Origin of the sequence: Streptomyces ruber, from assembly GCF_014648075.1 — a bacterium.
Taxonomy (GTDB): Bacteria; Actinomycetota; Actinomycetes; order Streptomycetales; family Streptomycetaceae; genus Streptomyces; species Streptomyces ruber.
This window is the reverse complement of sequence record NZ_BMQK01000015.1, coordinates 30,617-54,030: the sequence shown is the minus strand read 5'-3', so window position 1 is coordinate 54,030 and position 23,414 is coordinate 30,617. Positions and strand designations below refer to the sequence as shown.

Below are 23,414 nucleotides of genomic sequence, written 5' to 3'. Positions count from 1 at the left end.
TGCACTTGCGGACCAGGCTGGGCCGGAGAGGTCCTCACCCGTCCTCCTCCGGCGCACCCCGCAGCAGTTCCGTGAGCAGGCGGACGGCTCCCCGCTTGTGCAGGGGATCGTTGCCGTTGCCGCACTTGGGGGACTGGATGCAGGACGGGCAGCCGGCCTCGCACTCGCAGGAGGCGATGGCCTGGCGGGTCGCGGTGAGCCACTCGCGGGCGGTGTGGAAGGCGCGTTCGGCGAAACCCGCGCCGCCCGGGTGGCCGTCGTGGACGAACACAGTCGGCAGCAGCGTGTCGGGGTGGAGCGGAATCGAGACGCCGCCGATGTCCCAGCGGTCGCAGGTGGCGAACAGGGGCAGCAGGCCGATCGACGCGTGCTCGGCGGCGTGGAGGGCACCGGCCAGGATCTCCGGGTCGATCCGGGCCGCGTCCAGCTGGTCCTCGGTGACCGTCCACCACACGGCACGGGTACGCAGGGTGCGGGGCGGGAGGTCGAGTTTCGTCTCGCCGAGCACCTCGCCGGTGATCAGCTTCCGGCGCAGGAAGGAGACGACCTGGTTGGTGACCTCGACGGAGCCGTAGCACAGCCGGGCCTCGCCCCACGGCACCTCGACGTCCGTCTCCAGGACGGAGATGGCGGTGGTGTCGCGGGCGACCGTCGAGTACGGCGGACCGGCCTCCTCGACCAGCGCGACGGAGTCCTCCAGGTCCAGCTCACGCACCAGGTAGGTACGGCCCTGGTGCAGGTGGACCGCACCCTCGTGCACCGACGTGTGCGCGGAGCTCGCGTCGACCGTGCCCAGCAGCCGTCCCGTTCCCGCCTCGACGACCTGGACGGGGCGCCCGCCCTCGCCGCGGATGTCGGTCAGGTCGGCGGCCCGTTCCCGGCGTGTCCAGTGCCAGGCCCTCGTACGGCGCCGGAGCAGCTTCGCGGCCTCGAGCTGCGGCAGCAGCTCTTCGGTGGACGGGCCGAACAAGGGCAGGTCGTCGTCGGTCAGGGGCAGTTCGGCGGCGGCGGCGCACAGGTGCGGGGCGAGTACGTAGGGGTTGTCCGGGTCGAGGACCGTCGACTCGACCGGCTGGTCGAACAGCGCCTCCGGATGGTGCACGAGGAAGGTGTCCAGCGGGTCGTCCCGGGCCACCAGGACGGCCAGCGAGCCCTGCCCCGAACGGCCGGCCCGGCCCGCCTGCTGCCACAGCGACGCCCGGGTGCCCGGATAGCCGGTGATCAGCACGGCGTCCAGGCCGGAGACGTCGACGCCGAGTTCGAGGGCCGTGGTCGCGGCGAGGCCGAGGAGTTCACCGGAGTGCAGGGCGCGTTCCAGGGCCCGGCGCTCCTCGGGGAGGTAGCCGCCGCGGTAGGCGGCGACGCGCCGGGTGAGCGAGCGGTCCACCTCGGCGAGGCGTTCCTGGGCGATCACCGAGATCAGCTCGGCGCCCCGCCGGGACCGTACGAAGGCGACCGAGCGGACGCCCTGGACGACCAGGTCGGTCAACAGGTCGGCCGTCTCCGCGGTGGCCGTGCGCCGGACCGGGGCGCCCTTCTCGCCGTGCAGTTCGGTGAGCGGCGGCTCCCAGAGGGCGAACACGAGTTCGCCGCGGGGGGAGGCGTCGTCCGCGACCTCCACCACAGGCAGCCCGGTGAGCCGGGACGCGGCGACCGCGGGCTCGGCGGCGGTCGCCGAGGCCAGCAGGAAGACGGGCGAGGACCCGTAACGGGCGCACAGGCGGCGCAGCCGGCGCAGCACCTGGGCGACGTGCGAGCCGAACACACCGCGGTAGGTGTGGCACTCGTCGATGATCACGTAGCGCAGGGCGCGCAGAAAGGAGGACCAGCGCGGGTGGGAGGGGAGTATCCCGCGGTGGAGCATGTCCGGGTTGGTGAGGACGTAGTTGGCGTACTGGCGGATCCACTCCCGTTCCTCGACGGGGGTGTCACCGTCGTACACGGCCGCGCGGACCGCTGTGCCCAGCGGATGTGAAATTTCCTTCACAGACCGGCACTGATCCGCGGCGAGCGCCTTGGTCGGGGCCAGGTACAGGGTGGTCGCGCCGCGGCCGTTGGGGGCCTCGGACCCGTCCAGGAGGCACGACAGGGCGGGCACGAGGTAGGCGAGGGACTTGCCGGACGCCGTGCCGGTGGCGACGACCACCGATTCGCCGTCCAGTGCGTGTTCGGCGGCCTGTGCCTGGTGGGCCCAGGGGTGTTCGATGCCCGCTCGCCGCACGGCGGCGATGACCTCCGGACGGATCCGGTCAGGCCAGAGGGCATGCCGACCCGTCCTCGGGGGCAAGTGCTCCGTATGAGTGATGCGCGACGCCCGGTTCGGTCCGGAGGCGAGCCGGTCCAGTACCGTGCCGGGCGCGGGGCGGGAGGCTGTGTCCGTCGAGGATCGATCGGATCGGTGATTCTTGGCCATCGGCACCGAGTGTGTCACTGGCGTGACGGACAATGGCCCCAAGGCGTCGTGTACGCCTGCCGGTAAGTGATTGAATGCCATCGCGGCTGGCGTACAGTCCTGGGGCTGAAGCCGAGGTGTCCCTAGGGACGACCGCTCGATAGCAAGGTGCTGGAGGATCCGTGGACCTGTCCCTGTCGACCCGTACCGTCGGCGATCGTACGGTCGTCGAGGTCGGTGGCGAAATCGATGTATATACCGCGCCCAAGCTGCGCGAGCAGCTGGTCGAGCTGGTGAACGACGGGAATTTTCACCTCGTCGTTGACATGGAGGGCGTGGACTTCCTCGACTCCACCGGGCTCGGCGTGCTGGTGGGCGGCCTGAAGCGTGTACGGGCCCACGAGGGCTCGCTGCGCCTGGTGTGCAACCAGGAGCGCATCCTGAAGATCTTCCGCATCACCGGTCTCACCAAGGTGTTCCCGATCCACACCTCGGTCGACGAAGCGGTGGCGGCGACCGACTGATCCGTTGCCGGGCCGTGTGCCCATGACGGCGCAGACGACAGGAAGGGGGACCGGGCCCGTTGGGGACCGGCCCCCCGGCAGCACGCCCGTAGTTCGGAGGGGGATGCATGGCCACCGTTGAACTTCTCTTCAGCGCGGTCCCGGGGCACGTCAGGACCGCCCGTCTGGTGGCCGCTTCCGTCGCACGCAAGGCCGGGGTGGACGAGGCCGTCCTCGACGAGGTGAGGCTCGCCGTCGGCGAGGCGTGCAGCCGGGCCGTCGGGCTGCACCAGAGCAGCGGTATCTCGGCGCCGGTGCGGGTGTTGCTGATCGAGGAAGAGAAACAGTTCTCCATCGAGGTCGGGGACGAGGCGCCGCGCACGCCGCACGGTGACAGGACGCACGGCGCCCACGACGACGCGGACGTGGAGGCCGAGGAGGACGAGATGGGCCTCGCGGTCATCAGCGGTCTCGTCGACGACGTCGAGGTCTCCGCCGGCGAGCACGGCGGTCAGATCCGCATGAGCTGGCCGACGACGCCGCCGCTGTCCACACTGCCGTGACGTCCGGGTCGACGACGGTCGGTGCTCCGCCGATGCCGCGTGGACGACAGTCGGCTTTCTGTTCGATATTTCGCGACGTCATCGGTACCGGCCCTGCGAGCGGACGCGGCCGGCCACCCGTGACATCCACGGCGATCGCGTATACCTGACGTACGCCTTCCCGAGCTCGGCCGTGCGCTCCTCTCCGGGGATGTCAGGGGTGTACACCACTGACCGAGCCTCCCGGATCCGTCTCCGAGGGCCCTGCTGAGCAGGGCCCTCGGTCTTTTCTCGAGGCGGCGCACGGAATTCGTGAAGAAATTCACGATCGATGCCATGATTATTGGATCAGGTGTCAACGGTTTTGGGGCGTTACTGCTTTCGGGTTCTGTGCAGCTCGGGCGATCATTTGCTGAGGGGCTCGGGGCGGCTAATTCCGTTTACGGCGTACTGTTTTGATCAGGTTCCGCTCCCTACAATCCGTCCACATCTTGAGCTCAGCCCAAGCGTCAAGGAGGACGAATGGCGGGGCTTTTCACCCCTCAACATTTTGATCACCCCACAACCTTCGCAACCGCAGTCCTGACCACCGACAATCGGCTCATCGTGACGGTCATCGCGATCGTGGCGCTGGCCGCGCTGGTGCTGGCTGGAATCCTGGTCCGCCAGGTACTCGCGGCGGGCGAGGGCACCGACAGCATGAAAAAGATCGCGGCAGCGGTCCAGGAAGGCGCGAACGCCTATCTGGCCCGGCAGTTGCGCACGCTGGGCGTATTCGCCGTCGTCGTGTTCTTCCTGCTCATGCTGCTGCCCGCGGACGACTGGAATCAGCGCGCGGGACGATCGGTGTTCTTCCTGATCGGCGCGGCGTTCTCGGCGGCCACCGGTTATATCGGTATGTGGCTGGCCGTACGGAGCAACGTGCGGGTCGCCGCCGCGGCGCGTGCGGCGACGTCGGCGGAGGACGAGGCGCAGCAGTCTCTCGCCGCTCCCGCGGGCGGAGCCGGTTCACCGACCGCCGCGCACAGAGCTATGAGGATCGCTTTCCGCACGGGAGGCGTCGTCGGCATGTTCACGGTGGGGCTCGGTCTGCTGGGCGCCTCCTGTGTGGTGTTGGTGTACGCGGCCGACGCGCCGAAGGTCCTGGAGGGCTTCGGCCTCGGCGCCGCGCTGATCGCGATGTTCATGCGGGTCGGCGGCGGCATCTTCACCAAGGCGGCCGACGTCGGCGCCGACCTGGTCGGCAAGGTGGAACAGGGCATCCCGGAGGACGATCCGCGCAACGCCGCGACCATCGCCGACAACGTGGGCGACAACGTCGGTGACTGTGCGGGCATGGCGGCCGACCTCTTCGAGTCGTACGCCGTGACCCTGGTCGCCGCGCTGATCCTCGGCATGGCCGCGTTCGGCGACGCCGGGCTCGCGTTCCCGCTGCTCGTCCCCGCGATCGGCGTGATCACCGCGATGATCGGCATCTTCGCGGTGGCTCCGCGTCGCGCCGACCGCAGCGGGATGACCGCCATCAACCGCGGTTTCTTCGTCTCCGCGGTGATCTCGCTGGCCCTGGTGGCTCTGGCGGTATTCGTCTACCTCCCGTCCTCGTACGCCGACCTGGAGGGCGTCACCGACCCGGTGATCACCGGAAAGGAGGGCGATCCGCGGATCCTCGCGCTCGTCGCGGTGGCCATCGGCATCGTGCTGGCCGCCCTGATCCAGCAGTTGACCGGTTACTTCACCGAGACCACCCGCCGCCCGGTGCGGGACATCGGCAAGACGTCGCTCACCGGCCCGGCGACGGTCGTCCTCGCGGGCATCTCCATCGGTCTGGAGTCGGCCGTCTACACCGCCCTGCTGATCGGCCTCGGCGTGTACGGGGCCTTCCTGCTCGGCGGTACGTCGATCATGCTGGCGCTGTTCGCGGTGGCACTGGCCGGCACCGGACTGCTCACCACGGTCGGTGTCATCGTCGCCATGGACACCTTCGGGCCGGTCTCGGACAACGCGCAGGGCATCGCCGAGATGTCCGGCGACGTCCAGGGCGCCGGCGCCCAGGTGCTCACCGACCTCGACGCCGTGGGCAACACCACCAAGGCCATCACCAAGGGCATCGCCATCGCCACGGCCGTGCTCGCCGCGGCGGCGCTCTTCGGGTCGTACCGCGACGCGATCGTCACGGCGGCGCGGGACGTGGGCGAGAAGGTCGGCGACGGCGGCCCGATGAGTCTGGTGATGGACATCTCGCAGCCCAACAACCTGGTGGGTCTCGTCGCGGGCGCCGCGGTCGTCTTCCTCTTCTCGGGGCTGGCGATCAACGCGGTCTCGCGCTCGGCGGGAGCGGTCGTGTACGAGGTGCGGAGGCAGTTCCGCGAGAAGCCCGGGATCATGGACTACACCGAGCAGCCCGAGTACGGCAGGGTCGTCGACATCTGCACCAAGGACGCCCTCAGGGAGCTCGCCACGCCGGGTCTCCTCGCGGTCATGGCGCCCATCGCCATCGGGTTCACGCTCGGTGTGGGTGCGCTCGGTGCCTACCTCGCGGGAGCGATCGGCACGGGCACGCTGATGGCGGTCTTCCTCGCGAACTCCGGAGGTGCCTGGGACAACGCCAAGAAGCTCGTCGAGGACGGTCACCACGGCGGCAAGGGCAGCGAGGCCCACGCGGCGACCGTGATCGGCGACACGGTCGGCGACCCGTTCAAGGACACCGCGGGTCCGGCCATCAACCCGTTGCTGAAGGTGATGAACCTGGTCGCCCTGCTCATCGCACCAGCCGTGGTCAAGTTCAGTTACGGCGCGGACAAGAGCGTCACGTTGCGCGTGGTCGTGGCGGTGCTCGCGCTCGCCGTGATCGTGGGCGCGGTGTACGCGTCCAAGCGGCGCGGGATCACCATGGGTGACGAAGGCAATTCCGAGCCGGTGGCCAAGTCCGCGGACGCGGCGGTGGTTTCGTAGACCACCGCGCCCCGCGCGGGTCAACGGGCGGGCGGACGACATGTGTTGACGTGCCGTTCGCCCGCCTTTCGTGTGCGCCGCCGTCGTGAGCCTTCTCTCTCTTGGTGCAAATGGTTATAAAAAGTGCAGATGGGATGTCCGGCGTGTGGGGCCTGTCGATGCGCCGTGTATGTTCCGGGGCCGAGAGCCATGGAAGGGACCAATCCGGTGAACAAGAAGCTCGCGGCCGCACTGTCCGGCGGTGCGGTACTGGTACTGGCGCTGTCGGGATGCAGCAGTGACGACAGCAGCGAAAAGCTGAACTCCTGGGCCAAGCAGGTCTGCGACGCGGTCCAGCCGCAGGCCAAGAAGATCGAGGCCGCCAACGCCGCGATCCAGAAGGAGACCTCGGACAACAGCACGCCGGAGAACGTCCAGAAGACCGACGCCAAGGCCTTCCAGGACATGTCCGACGCGTACAAGGCGATCGGTGCCGCCGTGCAGAAGGCCGGGGCGCCCGACGTCGAGAACGGCGAGACCAAGCAGAAGAACGCCGTCAAGGAGCTCAACGACATCTCGACGGCGTACGCGGGACTGAAGAAGCAGGTCGACGAGCTCGACACCAAGGACCAGGCGAAGTTCGCCGACGGCCTGAAGGACGTCGCCACCGAGCTCGACAAGCTGAGCAAGAGCGGGAACGACGCGCTGAAGCAGCTCGAGGAGGGCGACGTGGGCCGGGCGATGGCCCAGCAGGAGAGCTGCAAGTCCGCGTCGGCTCCGGCCACCGCCGCGAGCAGCTGACGGCGCGGACGGCCCCGAGGGGCTGCCGTCCGTCCACCTCGTCGCCGTCCGGCACGCGCGCGTGGTCCGGCACCCGCACACGCGCGCGTGCCGACGCATCCGGGAGGCGCCGTCCCCGGGTGACGCGCCTTGTCGGTGGGGACCGACACAATGGGGGCGTGAGCAATTCCAGCCTGTCATCCCTGCCGTCCACCGACCGCCCCGACGTTGCCGCGCGGCTCCGCGACGCCCTGATCGGGGCCGCCTTCACCGCCGACGGGTTGCTCGAACTGCTCGGCGCGCCCGCGTACGCGGCGCTGGCGCGCAGCGAGATCGTGCCCGCCCTGCGGATGACGCGCGGCGACTCGCCGCTGGAGGCGCTCGTACGGCTGTTCCTGCTGCAGCAGCCCGTGCCGCACGCGCGTGTGGCGGACGTTCTGCCGGTCGACGCGTGCGTGGAGAGCGGCTGGCTGGTGCCGGTCGGCGGTGACGAGCTGGCCGCGAGCGTCGACGTACGGCCGTACGGTGGGCCGGGCGGTGAGGACTGGTTCATCGTCTCCGACCTGGGATGCGCGGTCGGCGGCGCGGGCGGCATCGGCAGCCGGGCGGAAGGCGTCGTCCTCGGGGTGGGCGGGGCGTCCACCACGCTCGCCGGCCTCACGGTGCGCACGCCCGTCGCGTCCGCGCTCGACCTCGGCACCGGCTCCGGCATCCAGGCCCTGCACGCCGCGCTGCACGCCACGCGCGTCACCGCGACCGACGTGAACCCGCGCGCGCTGCACATCACCGCGCTCACGCTCGCGCTCTCCGGCGCCCCGGCGGCCGACCTGCGCGAGGGCTCGCTCTTCGAGCCGGTACGGGACGACGAGACGTACGACCTCATCGTGTCCAACCCGCCCTTCGTGATCTCCCCCGGTGCGCGGCTCACCTACCGCGACGGTGGCATGGGCGGCGACGACCTGTGCCGCACGCTCGTGCAGCAGGCGGGAGAGCGGCTGAACGACGGCGGCTACGCGCACTTCCTCGCCAACTGGCAGCACGTCGAGGGCGAGGACTGGCAGGACCGGCTGCGCTCCTGGGTGCCGCGCGGCTGCGACGCCTGGATCGTGCAGCGCGAGGTGCAGGACGTCACGCAGTACGCGGAGCTGTGGCTGCGGGACGCGGGCGACCACCGCGGCGACGTGGCCGGGTACCAGGCGCGGTACGACGCGTGGCTCGACGAGTTCGAGGCGCGCAAGGTGCGGGCCGTCGGCTTCGGGTGGATCACCCTGCGGAGGAGCCGGGCCGCCGAGACCGTGCCCTTCGTCACGCTCGAGGAGTGGCCGCATCCCGTCGAGCAGCCGCTGGGCGACACCGTCCGCGCGCATTTCGCGCGCGTGGACTACCTGCGCGAGCACGACGACGCGGCCCTGCTCACGGCGCACTTCAGGCTCGTCGAGGAGATCGTCCAGGAGCAGGTCGGGCTGCCGGGCGCGGAGGACCCCGAGCACGTGGTGCTGCGGCAGAACCGGGGGATGCGCCGCGCGACCAAGGTGGACACGGTCGGGGCGGGCTTCGCGGGCGTGTGTGACGGAACGCTCAGCGCGGGCCGCATCCTGGACGCCATTGCCCAGCTGGTGGGCGAGGACCCGGTGGCACTGCGCGACCGGACCCCGGCGCAGATCCGGCTGCTGGTGGAGCAGGGCTTCCTGGAGCCGGCCGGCTGATCGCGGACCGTCGGTTGACCACGGACCGGCCGGCTGATCGCGGACCGGCCGGGCGACGACTCGGCCGGTGGGCGGCGTGCCGGGCCTCGCCGTGCGCCCGCGCGCGCTGCGCGCACTCGACCGTGCCGGCCGCGGGCGTCCGGCGCCCGTGCCAACGAGTATGAGCCGACTTGGGCGGCGCCGCCGGAGCGCACGGTGCACGGCCGGCCGCCCGGTGATGTGGACGGGGACGAGGGACTCGTCACCCTCGTGTGCACCGGGCGGGGCGCGCACCCCGACCGGGAGGCGACCGGAGAGCCGCCCCGCCGGGACCGTCCGGGCGGCCGGTCGCCTGACGTTCACCGCGTCGTCGCATGTCCGCTTCCCGCGCGTGCCAGTGTCACGTCACTGGGGACTCCGGGACGGGAGGGACGGGACATGGAGAGCGGTCCGGCGATCTTCACGGGAGTGGTGTTCGCCCTGTTCGGAGCCGGGCTCGCGGTCTGGACCGTGACACGGCTGCGGCAGCGGATGCCGGTGGCCGAGGGAGTGCGTCCCGCCGCCTCGGCGACGCTCGCGGGCGCCACCGCGCTGATCGCTCTGGCGCTCGCCGCGTGGTGCTTCGCGCGCCTCTGAGAACCGTACCGGGACGAGGGCGCGAAGAGACCGCCGAGTAACTGAGAAGGAACCCTCCGGATCGGGCCGGACGGGGCGCTGACCATGCCGGGCGGCAGGAATGCCGGTAGTCGGGTTACCGTTCGAGTGGCCGTTGCGGGCTTTTCCCGTTTGACACGGGGGCGGGATGTACCGTCACACTCCGCAGCGTCAGCATGACCCGACCCCGGGACGACAGCCTGGGGAGACCCAGCGTCGACCGGAGAGAAGAGCGAAGTTGTCCCCGACCAGCGAGACCGCGAAGGGCGGCCGCCGACTCGTCATCGTCGAGTCGCCTGCCAAGGCGAAGACGATCAAGGGCTACCTCGGCCCTGGATACATCGTCGAGGCGAGCGTCGGGCACATCCGTGACCTTCCCAACGGCGCCGCGGAGGTGCCCGAGCAGTACACCGGCGAGGTGCGCCGCCTCGGCGTGGACGTCGACCACGACTTCGCGCCCGTCTATGTGGTCAACGCCGACAAGAAGGCCCAGGTCAAGAAGCTCAAAGACCTGCTGCGCGACTCCGACGAGCTCTTCCTCGCCACCGATGAGGACCGCGAGGGGGAGGCCATCGCGTGGCACCTCCAGGAGGTGCTCAAGCCCAAGGTCCCGGTCCGCCGGATGGTCTTCCACGAGATCACCAAGGACGCGATCCGGGCCGCCGTGGCCAACCCGCGCGAGCTCAACCAGCGGCTCGTCGACGCCCAGGAGACCCGCCGCATCCTCGACCGTCTGTACGGCTACGAGGTCTCGCCGGTCCTGTGGAAGAAGGTCATGCCGCGGCTGTCGGCGGGCCGGGTCCAGTCCGTGGCGACCCGGCTGGTCGTCGAGCGGGAGCGGGAGCGCATGGCGTTCCGCTCCGCCGAGTACTGGGACCTGACCGGCACCTTCGGCACCGGCCGCGCCGGTGACCCGTCCGACCCGTCGTCCCTGGTCGCACGGCTGACCACGGTCGACGGCAGGCGTGTCGCCCAGGGCCGTGACTTCGACTCGCTGGGGCAGCTCAAGAGCGCGAACACCCTCCACCTCGACGAGGCCGCCGCCCGTGCGCTCGCCGCGGCCCTGGAGAGCACCGCGTTCTCCGTGCGCTCGGTCGAGTCGAAGCCGTACCGCCGCTCGCCCTACGCGCCGTTCCGTACGACGACGCTGCAGCAGGAGGCGAGCCGCAAGCTCGGCTTCGGTGCGAAGGCCACCATGCAGATCGCGCAGAAGCTGTACGAGAACGGCTTCATCACCTATATGCGTACGGACTCGACGACGCTGAGCGACACGGCCGTCGCGGCCGCCCGCGCGCAGGTCACGCAGCTGTACGGGGCCGACTACCTGCCGGACCGGCCGCGCACGTACGCCGGGAAGGTCAAGAACGCGCAGGAGGCGCACGAGGCGATCAGGCCCTCCGGCGACCGTTTCCGTACGCCCGCCGAGACGGGGCTCACCGGTGACCAGTTCCGGCTCTACGAACTGATCTGGAAGCGGACCGTCGCCTCGCAGATGAAGGACGCGACCGGGAACAGCGTCACCGTCAGGATCGGCGGCACGGCCGCCGACGGCCGCGACGCCGAGTTCAGCGCCTCCGGCAAGACGATCACGTTCCACGGGTTCCTGAAGGCGTACGTCGAGGGCGCCGACGACCCGAACGCCGAGCTGGACGACCGCGAGCGCAGGCTGCCGCAGGTGAGCGAGGGCGCCCCGCTGTCCGCCGAGGAGATGTCGGTGGACGGCCACGCGACCAAGCCGCCGGCCCGGTACACCGAGGCCAGCCTGGTCAAGGAGCTCGAGGAGCGGGAGATCGGCCGCCCGTCGACGTACGCGTCGATCATCGGGACCATCCTCGACCGCGGCTACGTGTTCAAGAAGGGCACGGCGCTCGTGCCGTCCTTCCTGTCCTTCGCCGTGGTCAACCTCCTGGAGAAGCACTTCGGACGGCTGGTCGACTACGACTTCACCGCCAAGATGGAGGACGACCTCGACCGCATCGCGCGGGGCGAGGCGCGGGCGGTGCCGTGGCTGAAGCGGTTCTACTTCGGTGAGGGCGCGGACGGCGCCGGGGTCGCCGCCGAGGCCGGCAACGGCGACGGTGACCACCTGGGCGGTCTGAAGGAGCTGGTCACGGACCTGGGCGCGATCGACGCCCGAGAGGTGTCCTCCTTCCCCGTCGGCAACGGCATCGTGCTGCGCGTCGGGCGCTACGGCCCGTACATCGAGCGCGGCGACAAGGACTCCGACAACCACCAGCGGGCCGACATCCCGGCCGACCTGGCGCCGGACGAGCTGAGCGTCGAGCTCGCCGAGGAGCTGCTCGCCAGGCCGAGCGGCGACTTCGAGCTGGGCACCGACCCCGCGACCGGCCACACGATCGTCGCCAAGGACGGCCGCTACGGCCCGTACGTCACCGAGGTGCTCCCCGAGGGCACCCCGAAGACGGGCAAGAACGCGGTCAAGCCGCGCACGGCCTCGCTGTTCAAGACGATGTCGCTGGACACCGTGACCCTTGAGGACGCGCTCCGGCTGATGTCGCTGCCGCGCGTCGTCGGCACGGACGCGGAGGGCCAGGAGATCACCGCGCAGAACGGCCGCTACGGTCCCTACCTGAAGAAGGGCACGGACTCGCGCTCCCTGCAGTCCGAGGAGCAGCTGTTCACGATCACGCTGGAGGAGGCGCTGGCGATCTACGCCCAGCCCAAGCAGCGTGGCCGGGCGGCCGCCAAGCCGCCGCTGAAGGAGCTGGGCACCGACCCGGTGAGCGAGAAGCCCGTCGTCGTCAAGGACGGCCGCTTCGGTCCGTACGTCACCGACGGCGAGACCAACGCGACCCTCCGCTCCGGCGACAGCGTCGAGACGATCACCCCGGAACGCGGGTACGAGCTGCTCGCCGAGAAGCGGGCTAAGGGGCCCGCCAAGAAGACGGCGAAGAAGACGGCCGCGAAGAAGGCCCCGGCCAAGAAGACGACGGCCAAGAAGACGGCGGCGAAGAAGACGGCCGCCAAGACGACGACGGCGAAGAAGGCCCCGGCCAAGAAGACCGCGGCGAAGAAGACCGCGTCGGCCAGGGCCACGGCCGAGGACTGAGGGCCGGGCCGCTCCCGGGAGCGGCGTCACGGCGGCCTCCGGGAAGGGACGGCGCTGACGGCGCCGTTCCTCCCCGGGCGCTCTCACCGTGCGGGCAGCCCCCGCGGGATTCTTCACGATCGCTCCACGGGAGATTCATGCGCCGGGTGCGGCGGCGTCACCAGGTGTGAAGATCCGTACTTGTGTGGGGGCGTGCGCGCGTACGGGCTGTCTCCTCGGGGTGTCAGCGGCTCCGGATAGGCTGAACGCATGACGCGAGCCGAGCAGCCCACGGCCCCCCACCCGGCCTCCGACGACGCGCTTGTCGCGGACTCCCGTGAGCGCGCCGTCCATGCCCTGCTGCGCCGGCCGCAGCTCAGGCGGCTGTGGAGCGCGCAACTCGTGCACAGTGCGGGCGACGTCCTCGCGCTGCTCGTCCTCGTGCTCCTCGCCTTCCAGGCGGCCATCGCCGAGGGCTCCTTCGGTGGCGGATACCGGGGCGTCGCCTTCACGGTCGCGGCCGTCTTCGGCGTGCGGGTGCTGGCGACGCTGCTCTTCGGGGCCGTGCTCCTCGGTCCGCTCACGTCGCTCACCTCCCCGGAGGGGCCGCTCGACCGGCGCTGGACCATGGTCGCCACGGACGGCCTGCGGGCCGCGCTGCTGATCGTGGCGCCGCTGTGGATCGACTGGACGCCGGGCAACGCGCTCGCGATCCTCCTGGTGACCGCCTTCGTGGCCGGTGTCGCCGAGCGCTTCTGGACGGTGTGCAGGGAGAGCGCGGCGCCCGCCCTGCTGCCCGCGCCGCCGCCCGAGGGCGCGACCGTACGCCCGCTGCCGGACCACATGGACGCGCTGCGGCGCCTGTCCCTGCGCACGGGCTTCGTGGCGGTGCCCCTCGCGGGCGCGGCCCTCGTCGTGGTGTCGCTGCTCAACAACCTGCTGGGCGTCGGCATCGAGTGGTTCGGCCGGCACCAGGCGGCGCTCGCGTCGTACGTCGCCGCGGGACTGTTCGCCGCCTCGCTGTCGGTCGTCGTCTCCCTCGAACTGCCCGAAACGCGCACCCCGCGCGCGCGGTCGCCGTTGGAGGGGCTGCGCCGTCCCCGCGCGGCCGCCGGCGGGAGCAAGGGCCGTACCGGCGCGATCCCGATCCTGGTGCTCGCCTGCACGGCCGTCGCCGCCGCGGTCGCCGCGTCCGTCGCGGTCGCCGTGCTGCACGCGCGGGACCTGGGCGGCGGACCGGTGCTGTACGGGCTGCTGGTCGTCGCCCTGACGGGAGGCGTGGTCGCCGGTATCCGCACGGCGCCCTCGGTGCTGCCGTCCCTCTCGCGGCGCCGGCTGCTCGCGCTCGCCGTCGCCTTCACGGGCGTGGCGCTGCTGGCCGCCGGGCTCGTGCCGGACGTCACCAGCGTCGTGCTGGCCTTCGGGTTCGCCGGAGCGGGCGCGGGCATCGCCGCGAACACCGGGCACACGCTCCTCGACCAGGAGACCGAGGACGCCCGCCGGGCGCGGACGACCGGGCACCTGCACGCGGCGGTACGGGTCTCCGTGGCGCTCGGCATCCTGATCGCCCCCCTGCTGGCGGCGCTGATCGGGCCGCACCGGCTGGAGAACGGCCGGTTCGTGTTCGACCACGGTGGCGCCGCGTTCACGCTGATGCTCGTGGGCGCGCTGCTGCTGCCGGTGGCCGCGCTGGTGCTCGCCAAGGTGGACGACCGGTCCGGCGTACCGCTCCGGCACGACCTGCGGGACGCGCTGCGCGGCGGGGACGAACCGGCGGACGCGCCCGCGACGTCCGGCTTCTTCATCGCGCTCGAGGGCGGTGACGGCGCCGGCAAGTCCACCCAGGCCGAGGCGCTCGCCGAGTGGATCCGGGGCAAGGGGCACGAGGTCGTGCTGACGCGCGAGCCCGGGGCCACGCCCGTGGGCAAGCGGCTGCGCTCGATCCTCCTGGACGTCTCCTCGGCCGGGCTGTCGCACCGCGCGGAGGCGCTGCTGTACGCGGCCGACCGCGCCGAGCACGTCGACACGGTCGTCCGGCCCGCCCTGGAGCGCGGCGCCGTCGTGATCTCGGACCGGTACATCGACTCGTCCGTGGCGTACCAGGGCGCGGGCCGCGACCTGTCGCCGACCGAGATCGCCCGCATCTCGCGGTGGGCGACCGACGGACTGGTGCCGCATCTGACCGTACTGCTGGACGTGGAGCCGGAGACCGCGCGCGAGCGGTTCACGGAGGCGCCGGACCGGCTGGAGTCGGAGCCGGCCGAGTTCCACGCGCGCGTGCGGTCCGGTTTCCTCACGCTGGCCGCGGCCGACCCCGGGCGTTACCTGGTCGTGGACGCGGGCCAGGAGCCCGAGGCGGTCACCACCGTCGTCCGGCACCGGCTCGACATGATGCTGCCGCTCTCCGAGGCCGAGGTGAAGGCGCAGGAGGAGGCCCGGCGCAGGGCCGAGGAGGAGGCGCGCCGCAGGGCCGAGGAGGAGGCCGCCCGCAAGGCGGAGGAGGAGCGGCTGGAGCGCGAGCGGCAGGAACAGCTCGCGCGGCTCCGCGCCGAGGAGGAGGAGCGCAAGCGGCGCGAGCTGGAGGAGGCCCAGCGGCGCGAGGCCGAGCGGCAGGCGGAGGAGGCCCGGCAGCGGGCCGAGGAGGCGCGCCGCAAGGCCGAGGAGGAGCGGGCACGGCTGCTCGCCGAGGAGAGGGCCCGGGCCGAGGAGGAGGCGCGGCGCAAGGCCGAGGAGGAGCGCCGCCGCCGGCAGGCCGCCGAGGAGGAACGGCTGCGCGCCGAGGCCGAGGCACGGCGCCTGGAGAAGCAGCGGAAGGCCGAGGAGGCGCTGCTCCGCGCCGAGGAGGCGCGGAGAGCGGCGGAGGCGGCGGCTGCCGCCGCGGCGTCGGCCGCCGCTTCGGGCGGGACGGGGACGCTCGGTGGCGGCGCGTCGGCCGGCCGGGCGGGAAGGTCCGGGGCCCCGAGGATCTCCCTCGAGAAGCGGGACGCCGCCGAGGACGCGGCCCGCGCGGCTTCGGGGCCGGGCGGGCCGGGCAGGTCCGTCGGGGCGAGCGGCGCGGGGGTCACCGAGGAGGAGCCGGTTCCCGCACCGGACAGCACGGCGACCGTGGCCACGCCGGTGGTGACGCCGGTGAACACGCCGAACGGACCCGCGGACGAGACGGCCGTGCTGCCGCCGGTGCGCCACGGCGCGCCGGACGCGGAGACGACCGCCGAGCTCCCGCAGCTGCCGGTGCATCCGGGGGCGGCCGACGAGACGGCCGTGCTGCCTCCCGTGCGGGACGGCCTGGCGGGCGGCACCCTCCCGGGCGACGGCCCCGGTGAGCCCGTGGACCGGGTGCCGGCCGGGTACTTCCGGGACGACGAGCCACGGACCTTCGAGCGGCAGCCCGCCGAGCGGCCGGAGGAGCGCACGCGCGAGCTGCCCCAGATGGATGCCGACGGCACCCCGCGCCGCCGCCCCCGGTCCGACTGGGCCGAGGAGACCCCGCTGGACGACCTGCCGACCCTGGCGGACGAGCTGCTGGGACCCCACGAGGACCACGGCGACGGCCGGTGGGACGACGGGCGCGGCGGGGACCGCGGCCGGGGGCGGGACGGCAGGCGCCGCTGACCCGCCCGGCCCCCGGCGGCACCGCCGCGGGCGGCCGGCGCGCAGGCCGTGCCCGGTTGTCAGTGGGCTCCCGCACAATGGGTCACGGCAGGGCACAGTGTGACGGAAGGGCGGTACCGCATGCCCGTGTGGGACGACCTGGTGGGTCAGGAGAGGCTGAGCGCGCAGCTCGACGCGGCCGCCCGGGACGCCGACGCGATCGTCACCGCGGCCGCGGCCGGCGCGCCGCCGCCCGAGGTGTCGAAGATGACCCACGCGTGGCTGTTCACGGGGCCGCCCGGGGCGGGGCACCTCACGGCCGCCCGGGCCTTCGCGGCGGCTCTCCAGTGCGTGAGCCCGGACCGTGCGCTCGGCGGCGCTCCCGGCTGCGGCTTCTGCGACGGCTGCCACACGACGCTGGTGGGCACGCACGCGGACGTCACCACGGTCGCCGCCGTGGGTTCCCAGATCCTCGTGGACGCCATGCGGGACACCGTCCGCAAGTCCTTCACCTCGCCGGCGAACGGCCGTTGGCAGGTCATCCTCGTCCAGGACGCCGAGCGGCTGAACGAGAAGTCGGCCAACGCCGTGCTGAAGGCCGTGGAGGAACCCGCCCCCCGCACGGTCTGGCTGCTGTGCGCGCCGTCCCTGGACGACGTCCTGCCGACGATCCGCTCGCGCTGCCGCCATGTCAGCCTGCTGACCCCCTCGGTCGAGGCCGTCGCCGACATGCTGGTCCGCCGCGAGGGCATCGAGCCGGACGCGGCCCTGGCGGCGGCCCGTGCCACCCAGGGGCACATCGACCAGGCCCGACGGCTGGCCACCGACCCCCGCGCGCGTGAGCGCCGGGCCGCCGTGCTCAGGCTGCCGCTGCGCGTCGAGGACGTCGGCGGCTGCCTCAAGGCGGCCCAGGAGCTGGTCGACGCCGCCACGGAGGAGTCCAAGCAGCTCGCCGAGGAGATCGACACCAAGGAGACCGAGGAGCTGAAGGCGGCGCTGGGCGCCGCCCAGGGCGGACGGATGCCGCGCGGTACCGCGGGCGTCATGAAGGAGCTGGAGGACAAGCAGAAGCGTCGGCGGACGCGCGCCCAGCGGGACAGCCTCGACCTGGCCCTCACCGACCTCACCGGCTTCTACCGCGACGTCCTCGCCCTTCAGCTCGGCTCGCACGTCGCCCTGGCGAACACCGAGGTCCAGGACACGCTGGAGCGCCTCGCGCGCGGCACGACGCCGGAGTCGACGCTGCGCCGCATCGACGCGATCGCCGCCTGCCGAGCCGCCCTGGACCGCAATGTCGCCCCCCTGCTGGCCGTGGAGGCGATGACCATGGCGCTGCGGGCCGGGTGACCTCGTCACTCGTACGAGCTCCCGCTCACCCCTCGCCGATGGTGACCATCCGGTCGCCCAGCGTTACGCTCGCGCAATGCACAACTGGCGCACCTCCCGGCCGGCACCCGGCCACACGTCCGGTGACGACCGGACCTCCGGCTCCGGTGCCGGTGGCCCGGCCGGCCCCGACCAGGCGGCGGCCGGCGGCGGCCGGCGCATCCGCAGGAGCGGCCGTCGGCGCGGCGGTACGGGCACGATCCTGGCCGCGGCGCTCGCGCTGCTCGTGCCCGCCTGCACGCACGAGGGTCCGGACGCGGCCCCGGCGCCCTCGGCGAAGCATGCCGCCGCGCTGCAGCCGCTGCCACGCACGGTCCCGGCGGCGCTGACCACGTACTACCGGCAGAAGCCGGCCTGGCGCGACTGCGTGGGACCGGGTTTCCAGTGCGCCACGATCCGGGCCCCCCTCGACTACGCGAAGCCCGAGGCGGGCGACGTCCGGCTGGCGGTGGCCCGCAGGAAGGCGACCGGCCCCGGCGGACGGCTCGGCTCGCTGCTGGTCAACCCGGGTGGTCCGGGCGGCTCGGCGGTCGAGTACCTGGAGTCGTACGCCGCCCTCGGCTATCCGCAGGCGGTCCGCGCACGCTACGACATGGTGGCCGTCGACCCACGCGGCGTCGCGGGCAGCGAACCGGTCGAATGCCTCACCGGCCCCGGCATGGACGCGTACACGCAGACCGACCCCACCCCCGACGACGAGCGGGAGACGGGTGAGCTGGTCGCCTCGCTGCGCCGGTTCGCGGACGGCTGCGCGACGCGTTCGTCACGGCTGCTGGGCCATGTCTCCACGGTCGAGGCGGCCCGGGACATGGACGTGCTGCGCGCGGCGCTGGGCGACGAGAAGCTGACGTACGTGGGGGCGTCGTACGGGACGTTCCTGGGCGCGACGTACGCCGGGCTGTTCCCGGGGCGCGTCGGGCGGCTGGTCCTGGACGGCGCGATGGACCCGAGCCTGACCGCCCTGCGGCTGAACGAGGACCAGGCGGCCGGTTTCGAGACGGCGTTCCGGTCGTTCGCCGAGGACTGCGTGCGGCGGACCGACTGCCCCCTCGGCGAGCGGGGCACCGGCGCCGCCCGGGCCGGCGGCGCCCTCCGGGCCTTCCTCCGGCGGCTCGACGAGCGGCCCCTGACGACCGGGGACCCGGACGGCCGCGAGCTGGGCGAGTCCCTGGCCACCATGGGCGTGATCGCGGCGATGTACGACGAGGGCACGTGGCCCGATCTGCGGCAGGCCCTGACGGAGGCCATGGACGACGGGGACGGCGCGGGCCTCCTCGCCCTCTCGGACGGCTACTACGAGCGCGACCCGGACGGCCGGTACTCGAATCTGATGTCCGCCAACGCGGCCGTGAACTGCCTCGACCTCCCGGCACCCTTCTCGGGCCCCGCGCAGGTCGAGAAGGCGCTGCCCGCCTTCGAGAAAGTCTCCCCGACCTTCGGCAGGGGCCTCGCCTGGGCCACCCTGAACTGCGCGTACTGGCCCGTGCGGGCCACGGGCGCACCGCACCGCATCGAGGCGGAGGGCGCGGCCCCGATCGTCGTGGTCGGCACCACCCGCGACCCGGCGACCCCGTACGGCTGGGCCAGGTCGCTGGCCTCCCAGCTGTCCTCCGGCCGGCTGCTCACGTACGAGGGGGACGGTCACACGGCGTACGGCCGCGGCAACGACTGCGTCGACTCGGCGATCAACGCCTACCTCCTGCGGGGCACGCCCCCGGCCGAGGGGAAACGCTGCTCGCAGCAGTGAACCGGGACCGGACCGTGGGCGTCCCGGCGGTCGGCCGGTGGTTGATCGGTGGTTGGTAGGGAGCGCTCGGGAAACTGTGTAGACTTACCGATGTTGCTGATCGCACCATAGTGCGGACAGCGCGCCGCCTTAGCTCAGATGGCCAGAGCAACGCACTCGTAATGCGTAGGTCTCGGGTTCGAATCCCGAAGGCGGCTTTCGGAAAAGGCCAGGTCACGCAGTGCGTGACCTGGCCTTTCGGTTGTTGTCGGGCGCGCGGTGCGTATGCGCGGAGGGACGTCACGCCGGCGACGACTCGGACCGGCGCCCGAGCGCCTGCTCCACGGTGCCGAGCCGGCGCTACTGCCGCCCGGGGAGAGCGGGATCAGGGAGTAGGGCCAGCGCGCAGCCCAGCATCAGGACGGCGAGGCCGTACGAGCCGTCCACGGCGTGGGCGGTTCCGGCAGTGCACCACACGCTGGTCAGGAAGACGCGCAGCAGGCGGAAACCCTGCTGCTGGTCCAGCATCCGGCGCCGTTGTTCCACGATGTCGAGCGCCGGTGGCCGCAGTGCCGGGCCGGCCGGCCACGGTGCTGAACAGCACTCCGCTCAGGACCAGTACGGCGATGTACATGATCAGCCAGGAACGGCTCCCGTCATGCCGCGCCGGCGGAGCCGGGTCGGGGGGCCATGAGGGGCCTCGCGCATCCGCGCGAGGCCCCGCCCCCTTTCCCCCCTCGTCGACGCGTGAGCCCCCACCCCCGCCGACGTACAGGGTTCCGGTCGGTCACCTCTGCCGAACGGGACCCCGCGGGCCCCGGACCCGGCCGCGGCGGCGACACTCCCCCGGACAACGCGTCTCGCGCGCGCACCGTCGGGCCAGATCCGATGAGGTGATCCCATCAGACGGCACCAACGGATCGCTAACATGTGGCCAACGGGCGCGAAGTCGTCGTGGGGCACGGCCCGGAGGCCGGCGGAGGGACAACGGGCGGTGCTATGCGGTACGGGCTGCGGTTCGGACTGCTGGGTCCGCCGGTGCTGTACGACGCCGACGGCGGCGTACGGCCGGTCGGCAGCGGCAAGATGTGCGCCCTGTTCGCCGCGCTGCTGCTGGAGCCCGGGCGGGCCGTCTCGGTGGGGTCGCTGAAGGACGCGCTGTGGGGCGGTGCGCCCCCGCCGTCCGCGCAGGCCTCACTGCACAACCATGTGACCAGGCTGCGGCGGCTGCTGGACGATCCGGACCGGCTGCGGGCCGTACCGCCCGGGTACCTGCTGCGGGTCGGCGAGGGAGAGCTGGACGTCCGGGTCTTCGAGAGGCGCGTGGCGGCCGCGCGCTCCGCGCACGCGGACCGGGACTGGGCGGGCACCGTGCACGAGACCGCGCAGGCGCTCGCGCTGTGGCGCGGGGTTCCGCTCGGCGGACTGCCCGAGGACTTCGGCGGGCAGGCCTTCCGGCAACGGCTGGAGGAGGCGCGGCTGCTGGCCCTGGAGTTGCGGTACGAGGCGGAGCTGGGGCTCGCCGGGAACGCCACGCACCACTCCGGCGCCGGGACGCGTACGGGTGCCGATGAGGGGGCCGGGCCCGACCGGCTGGCCACCCTGGCGCCCGAGCTGGCCGCCCTCGTGGCCGAACACCCGCTGCGGGAGGCGTTCCACCGGCTGCTCATGCTGGTGCTGCACCGCACCGGGCGCCAGGCCGAGGCGCTCGCCGTGCACCGCGATCTGCGCGCCCGTCTCCTCGACGAACTCGGCGTGGAGCCGGGGCCCGCGGTGCGCGACGCCCATCTCGAGATCCTCCAGGACGAGTGGACGGGGACGGTCATCCGAGGGTCCGCGGGTTCCGACACCGCCGTGAACGGCACTGTCGTCGGCGCCGGCACCGGTGGCGGCCCTGCCGCCGGGGCCGACGCCGCGGCGGTCACCGGTGACGGCCGTGCAACGGGCGACAGGCCGCGTCCCGCGCAGCTTCCCGCCGCCCCCGCCCACTTCACCGGCCGGAGCGAAACGCTCGCCGCCCTGCGGGACGCCCTGGATATTGGTGCATCCCCGGCCGGCCGTTCCCCGGCGGTCGCCGTCGTCAGCGGCATGGCCGGCGTCGGGAAGAGTGCCCTCGCCCTGCACGTGGCCCACGAGCTGGCGGCACGCTTCCCCGACGGGCAGCTCTACGTCAACCTGCACGGTGCCACGCCGGGTATGACCCCCGTCGGCGCGGGCCAGGCCCTCACCACACTGCTGCGCGACCTCGGCACCGACCCGCGTCTGATCCCGGAACACGAGGACGCGGCGGCCGCGTTGCTCCGCTCCACACTGGCGCCGACCCGCACGCTGATGGTGCTCGACGACGCCGCGCACGCCGCGCAGGTACGGCCCCTGCTGCCCGCGGGCCCCGGATGCGCGGTGATCGTGACGAGCCGCTCCCCGCTCACCGCGCTGGACGGTGCCCGGCGCTTCCCGCTCGCGCCGCTGACCGACGAGGACAGCGCGGCACTGCTGCGCACGGTCTCCGGCCGTGACGGACTCGACGGCGCCCACCCGCTCGTCGAGCTGTCCGGCCGTCTCCCGCTCGCGCTGCGCATCGTCGCGGCCCGTCTCGCCGCGCGCCGCGCGCTCACCCCGGACGCGCTCGCCGGGCAGCTCGCCGCCACGGACGGGCGACTGCACCACCTGGAGTACGACGACCTGAGCGTGCGCCGGTCCCTCGCGGTCGCCCACGACGCCCTGCGCGCCTCCCACCGCGAGGGGGACCGCGACGCCGCGCTCGCCCTGCGCCGTATCGGCGCGCTGGACCTCCCCGCGTACGGCGCGCCGTTGATCGCGCGTCTTCTCGGCACCGACGAACGGCGTGCCGAGGCGGCCCTGGACCGGCTCGTCGACGTGGCGCTGCTGGACGAGACGACGTACGGCCGGTACGTCCCGCACGACCTGATACGGGACTTCGCGCGCGAGCTGTCCGCCGACGGCGGCGGGAACGCCGGCGGAAACGGTGACGGCGGCGGAAGCGGTGACGGCGGCGGTGGTGATGACGTCGTCGGGGAGGCTCTGCACTGGTACGCGGACCGCGCGCGCCAGAGTCTGATCGCGCTGCTGCCGCCCGGGTACGAGCGCGAGGAGCGGTTGCGGCCGACGGCCGGGGAGGCGCCTCCGACCGACACCCGCCCGTTCCCCTCGGCCGAGGCCGCCTTCGCCTGGGGCGACCAGGAGCTGCCCAGCATCGTCGCCCTGGTGAGACGCTGCGCGCGGCCTGTCACGGCCGGTACGGGGACCGGCCCCGGTGCCGCCCCCTCGGCGCTGGTGCCCGCGCTGGTCCGCCGGCTCTTCCCGTACCTGCAGCGCAGCGGCCGGCTCGCCGAGATGGACGTGCTGGGGCGGCTGGCGCTGGACGTGGCCCGTGCGATGGGTGACGACGCGGCCGAGGCGTTCGCCCTCACCGACCGTGCCGGGCTGCACTTCCTGTCGGGCCGGCTCACGGAGGCCCTCGCCCTGAACGACGAGGGCCTGGCGCTGTGGCGCGGGCTCGGCGCCGTCTCGTGCATCCGGCGCTGCCTCAACAACCGGGGACTGCTGCTGCAGAGCCTCGGCCGGTACGAGGAGAGCGAGGAGACGCTGCGGCAGAGTCTGGAACTGTCGCGGCAGCTGGGCGATCCGTACGGCCAGGCCGTGACCTTCAGCCACCTCGGCAATCTGCTCAAGCACACCGACGCGCGGGCCGCCATCGAGCACCACCGGCGCAGTCTGGCCCTCGGCGAGGTCGCCGGCAGCGTCCTCGTACGGCACACCGCGCACTGCAACATCGGGTACGCCCAGCTGCGGCTCGGTGAGCCGGACAACGCGGTCCGCAGTTTCGAGCAGAGCCTCGCGATCCTCGGGGACGACGAGGACTGGGGCGGGGAGTCCCAGACACGGCTCGGGCTCGTCCGCGCCCTGCGCGCGCTGGACCGCACCGGGCGTGCGTCCGAGGAGTGCGCCCGGCTGCTGGAGCTCGCCGAGCGGCGGGCCGACCAGTACATGGCCGGCCTCGCCCGGCACCAGTGGGGGCTGCTGCTGGCGGGTGAGGGGCGCGCCGAGGAGGCGCACGCCGAGTGGGAGGCGGCGCTGCGGGTGCTGGACGGAACGGACTCGTCGGTGGTGGGAAAGCTGCGGGACCTGCTGGCGGGGCGCTGAGGCGGTGGCGG

General features: G+C 72.9%; 13 protein-coding genes and 1 tRNA gene. 12 read left to right on the top strand and 2 right to left on the bottom strand.

Annotated elements, in window-relative coordinates; translation table 11 throughout:
* Positions 1-34: 34 nt before the first annotated feature.
* Positions 35-2,494, bottom strand: a complete 2,460-nt coding sequence (gene sftH, locus IEZ04_RS26190) for a DEAD/DEAH box helicase (protein ID WP_189219425.1) — start codon at positions 2,492-2,494, stop codon at positions 35-37.
* 80 nt (positions 2,495-2,574) lie between these two features.
* Between sftH and bldG the strand changes: the two genes are divergently transcribed.
* The 11 genes from bldG to IEZ04_RS26135 all read left to right on the top strand — a co-directional run bounded on the left by bldG (position 2,575) and on the right by IEZ04_RS26135 (position 19,457).
* Positions 2,575-2,916 (top strand): anti-sigma factor antagonist BldG, encoded by a 342-nt coding sequence (gene bldG / locus IEZ04_RS26185; protein ID WP_009189842.1) that lies wholly within the window; start codon positions 2,575-2,577, stop codon positions 2,914-2,916.
* A gap of 107 nt (positions 2,917-3,023) precedes the next feature.
* Positions 3,024-3,458 (top strand): ATP-binding protein, encoded by a 435-nt coding sequence (locus IEZ04_RS26180; RefSeq protein WP_189219424.1) that lies wholly within the window; start codon positions 3,024-3,026, stop codon positions 3,456-3,458.
* 501 nt (positions 3,459-3,959) lie between these two features.
* Entirely contained in the window at positions 3,960-6,389 is a 2,430-nt protein-coding gene (locus IEZ04_RS26175; protein ID WP_189219423.1) for a sodium-translocating pyrophosphatase, read from the top strand.
* 189 nt (positions 6,390-6,578) lie between these two features.
* Positions 6,579-7,169 carry a small secreted protein gene (locus tag IEZ04_RS26170; RefSeq protein ID WP_189219422.1) on the top strand — a complete coding sequence of 197 codons (591 nt, stop codon included), beginning with the start codon at positions 6,579-6,581 and terminating at the stop codon, positions 7,167-7,169.
* 158 nt (positions 7,170-7,327) lie between these two features.
* Complete coding sequence (locus tag IEZ04_RS26165; protein WP_189219421.1) at positions 7,328-8,854, top strand: DUF7059 domain-containing protein; 1,527 nt, start codon at positions 7,328-7,330, stop codon at positions 8,852-8,854.
* Positions 8,855-9,271: 417 nt separating this feature from the next.
* On the top strand, positions 9,272-9,469 hold the full coding sequence (locus IEZ04_RS26160; protein WP_189219420.1) for a hypothetical protein: 198 nt from the start codon (positions 9,272-9,274) through the stop codon (positions 9,467-9,469).
* 256 nt (positions 9,470-9,725) lie between these two features.
* Positions 9,726-12,557, top strand: a complete 2,832-nt coding sequence (gene topA / locus IEZ04_RS26155; RefSeq protein WP_189219419.1) for a type I DNA topoisomerase — start codon at positions 9,726-9,728, stop codon at positions 12,555-12,557.
* A 249-nt stretch (positions 12,558-12,806) separates the two neighbouring features.
* Positions 12,807-16,148, top strand: a complete 3,342-nt coding sequence (gene tmk, locus IEZ04_RS26150; protein ID WP_189219418.1) for a dTMP kinase — start codon at positions 12,807-12,809, stop codon at positions 16,146-16,148.
* A gap of 120 nt (positions 16,149-16,268) precedes the next feature.
* Entirely contained in the window at positions 16,269-17,474 is a 1,206-nt protein-coding gene (locus tag IEZ04_RS26145; protein ID WP_189219417.1) for a DNA polymerase III subunit delta', read from the top strand.
* A gap of 76 nt (positions 17,475-17,550) precedes the next feature.
* Positions 17,551-19,260 (top strand): alpha/beta hydrolase, encoded by a 1,710-nt coding sequence (locus IEZ04_RS26140; protein WP_189219416.1) that lies wholly within the window; start codon positions 17,551-17,553, stop codon positions 19,258-19,260.
* Between the two features lie 123 nt (positions 19,261-19,383).
* Positions 19,384-19,457: transfer RNA gene (locus IEZ04_RS26135), tRNA-Thr, on the top strand.
* A 142-nt stretch (positions 19,458-19,599) separates the two neighbouring features.
* Here the strand turns inward: IEZ04_RS26135 and IEZ04_RS26130 are convergent.
* Complete coding sequence (locus IEZ04_RS26130) at positions 19,600-19,785, bottom strand: hypothetical protein (protein WP_189219415.1); 186 nt, start codon at positions 19,783-19,785, stop codon at positions 19,600-19,602.
* A gap of 453 nt (positions 19,786-20,238) precedes the next feature.
* Here IEZ04_RS26130 and IEZ04_RS26125 point away from each other — a divergent pair, with 453 nt between their 5' ends.
* Positions 20,239-23,403 carry an AfsR/SARP family transcriptional regulator gene (locus IEZ04_RS26125; RefSeq protein ID WP_189219414.1) on the top strand — a complete coding sequence of 1,055 codons (3,165 nt, stop codon included), beginning with the start codon at positions 20,239-20,241 and terminating at the stop codon, positions 23,401-23,403.
* Positions 23,404-23,414 lie beyond the last annotated feature (11 nt).

Bases quoted from the DNA above. Each gene is read 5' to 3' on its own strand.
- sftH (WP_189219425.1), bottom strand. From the start codon at position 2,494: ATGGCATTCAATCACTTACCGGCAGGCGTACACGACGCCTTGGGGCCA.
- IEZ04_RS26180 (WP_189219424.1), top strand. From the start codon at position 3,024: ATGGCCACCGTTGAACTTCTCTTCAGCGCGGTCCCGGGGCACGTCAGG.
- IEZ04_RS26175 (WP_189219423.1), top strand. From the start codon at position 3,960: ATGGCGGGGCTTTTCACCCCTCAACATTTTGATCACCCCACAACCTTC.
- IEZ04_RS26170 (WP_189219422.1), top strand. From the start codon at position 6,579: ATGGAAGGGACCAATCCGGTGAACAAGAAGCTCGCGGCCGCACTGTCC.
- IEZ04_RS26160 (WP_189219420.1), top strand. From the start codon at position 9,272: ATGGAGAGCGGTCCGGCGATCTTCACGGGAGTGGTGTTCGCCCTGTTC.
- tmk (WP_189219418.1), top strand. From the start codon at position 12,807: ATGACGCGAGCCGAGCAGCCCACGGCCCCCCACCCGGCCTCCGACGAC.
- IEZ04_RS26145 (WP_189219417.1), top strand. From the start codon at position 16,269: ATGCCCGTGTGGGACGACCTGGTGGGTCAGGAGAGGCTGAGCGCGCAG.
- IEZ04_RS26140 (WP_189219416.1), top strand. From the start codon at position 17,551: ATGCACAACTGGCGCACCTCCCGGCCGGCACCCGGCCACACGTCCGGT.
- IEZ04_RS26125 (WP_189219414.1), top strand. From the start codon at position 20,239: ATGCGGTACGGGCTGCGGTTCGGACTGCTGGGTCCGCCGGTGCTGTAC.